This window comes from Paenibacillus sinensis (assembly GCF_019904155.1).
GTDB classification, from domain to species: domain Bacteria; phylum Bacillota; class Bacilli; order Paenibacillales; family Paenibacillaceae; genus Paenibacillus_AQ; species Paenibacillus_AQ sinensis.
This window is the reverse complement of sequence record NZ_JAHCMB010000147.1, coordinates 1-2,187: the sequence shown is the minus strand read 5'-3', so window position 1 is coordinate 2,187 and position 2,187 is coordinate 1. Positions and strand designations below refer to the sequence as shown.

1 protein-coding gene, 5 tRNA genes and 1 rRNA gene are annotated in these 2,187 nt (G+C 49.7%); all 7 read left to right on the top strand.

Going from position 1 to position 2,187, the window contains the following annotated elements; genetic code table 11:
- The first annotated feature begins 207 nt into the window (after positions 1-207).
- Positions 208-324: ribosomal RNA gene (gene rrf, locus KIH86_RS16230) — 5S ribosomal RNA — on the top strand.
- A gap of 136 nt (positions 325-460) precedes the next feature.
- A tRNA-Glu gene (locus KIH86_RS16225) sits at positions 461-532 on the top strand.
- Positions 533-543: 11 nt separating this feature from the next.
- A tRNA-Met gene (locus tag KIH86_RS16220) sits at positions 544-617 on the top strand.
- Positions 618-646: 29 nt separating this feature from the next.
- Positions 647-723, top strand: a tRNA-Asp gene (locus KIH86_RS16215).
- Between the two features lie 28 nt (positions 724-751).
- Positions 752-826: transfer RNA gene (locus KIH86_RS16210), tRNA-Gly, on the top strand.
- 5 nt (positions 827-831) lie between these two features.
- Positions 832-908, top strand: a tRNA-Arg gene (locus tag KIH86_RS16205).
- Between the two features lie 392 nt (positions 909-1,300).
- Positions 1,301-2,044, top strand: a complete 744-nt coding sequence (locus KIH86_RS16200; RefSeq protein ID WP_223088694.1) for a BofC C-terminal domain-containing protein — start codon at positions 1,301-1,303, stop codon at positions 2,042-2,044.
- Positions 2,045-2,187 lie beyond the last annotated feature (143 nt).

The following is a 2,187-nucleotide window of genomic DNA, read 5'->3' as shown; positions in this document are numbered from 1 at the left end:
ATAGGCTGGGGGTGGAAGTGCAGCAATGCATGGAGCTGACCAGTACTAATCGGTCGAGGGCTTATCCAAAAGAACGCAAGATTCGTTTCGATCCAGTTTTCAGGGAGTCAACTTCCTGAACCGATTTTTAAGCTGCATGTCCTTTCTAAGGGCGGATATTTTGCTGAAGCGATCTTCGTGGAAGTGAAAAGCAGCGCAAAAATCCTGTTTGGTGGCGATGGCGGAGGGGTTCCACGCGTACCCATCCCGAACACGACCGTTAAGCCCTCCAGCGCCGATGGTACTTGGACCGAAGGGTCCTGGGAGAGTAGGAAGCTGCCAAGCAAATGAACCACTGTTGACGTTTCAACAGTGGTTTTTTAATGAGTGAATCCAATTTATTTCGATAAAATCTAATTTTAGTATTGAAATCTATATTGGTTTTTGATATAATATATTTTGTTGTCACGAATTGAAACGTGGCCCGTTGGTCAAGGGGTTAAGACACCTCCCTTTCACGGAGGTAACAGGGGTTCGAATCCCCTACGGGTCATATTATACTATCGCGGGGTGGAGCAGCTCGGTAGCTCGTCGGGCTCATAACCCGAAGGTCGCAGGTTCAAATCCTGCCCCCGCAATTAAATCTTCCTTCTGGAAGTGGCCTTGTGGAACCGTGGTGTAGAGGCCTAACATGCCTGCCTGTCACGCAGGAGATCGCGGGTTCGAATCCCGTCGGTTCCGCCATTGTTTTTAAATTTTACCTATTCATTATGCGGACGTGGCTCAGCGGTAGAGCATCGCCTTGCCAAGGCGAGGGTCGCGGGTTCGATTCCCGTCGTCCGCTCCATATTTGCGCCCTTAGCTCAGCTGGATAGAGCGTTTGACTACGAATCAAAAGGTCGGGAGTTCGAATCTCTCAGGGCGCGCCATTTATTGCTTTGTATCGACACGGAAAGTGTTGAAACAATGCTTTTTTTATATAATCAACTTTTTCTATAATCAAACGGACAAGACCGCACAGCGGTCTTTTTTTATTTTGGGACTTCAACTCGTCGATTGTTCGGCCCTGCTGTAAATTTGAATCCCGCCAGAAAGATGAGAGGGTACTCATCCTTGTTTTTCATTACAGGCCTTGTATCAACCATAAGGTTATCACCCGAGTCAATGACCAGGCCGGAATGGCGGCAATAGTACCTCTTATACTGCTCTCCTTGTTTACCGAGCTTGAAAAAATAAGGTCTCATAAAACATGGGTCTGCCCCGCATAAACCTTTCATTCATGGGACACAATTAGGTAAAACAGATGAATGAAGGGATATACATGAGTGCTTTTCGATTGAAAAGACAGCTGTGGCGTCGATGGAGACGTTGGAAGAAGGCTCTTTGGGCTGGAACGGCATGCTCCATGCTGATTCTGATCGCCTGGTCAGGATTTCAAGTTCCGGAGCGGATGTCTAAGCTGCTAACCGGAGCAATGACAGCGGCTGAACGGACATACGCCGACTGGAGCCGCCAGGAAGTCTGGAATCAGCAGGCTGCGGCCGTTTTTCGAGGCTCGGGCGCCTGGAATACACCTACCAACTCGAACGTGCAGGGGAACGATACGCTGCGCCGGGCTATTTCAGAGAGCGGCCTTAGCCGGCGTGTCCACTATACAACCAAATATGTGAGCGGTGACGAAGTGACGGAGGGCGGAACTGTGATGAAATCGGCCGAGGTTCTGTCTCTGCTCGATCAACATCCGGAGTGGGACGGTACGCTCGATTCGACGGGGGATTTGTGGCTGAAGCGGACGGTCAATGACTTATCGCCTGACTGCAAAAGGGAAGCCTATATCGGAATTGATCAAGGCGGAAATTTAACGCTGTTTAAAGGGCCGCCTAAACAGGAAGAAGTGCTAAAGACCTTTTTTCAAATCGATATTGGCACGATGAAGTCCTCCCTCCCGGAGAAAGTCTGGAAGCAGCTTCAAGGTGGAATTCGCATTCAGGACATGGAGGAGTACAATAGCGTGCTTTCGACATTTAGCGATTTTGCGCGCGACAGTGATGAGCGGGCGATGTAAGAATAATGGACACAATGAAATGTAAGAATAGATAAGCTCTGGCGCTGCCAGGGCTTATTTTGTCGTGTACGCCCAGCATGGGCGTTATCTTTAGGGTGAAAGTCCCGAACGGGGGCTGGCGAGCGCCTACCGTTAGCCAAGGG

Excerpts from the sequence above, each read along its gene's own strand:
- KIH86_RS16200 (WP_223088694.1), top strand. The coding sequence starts at position 1,301 with ATGAGTGCTTTTCGATTGAAAAGACAGCTGTGGCGTCGATGGAGACGT.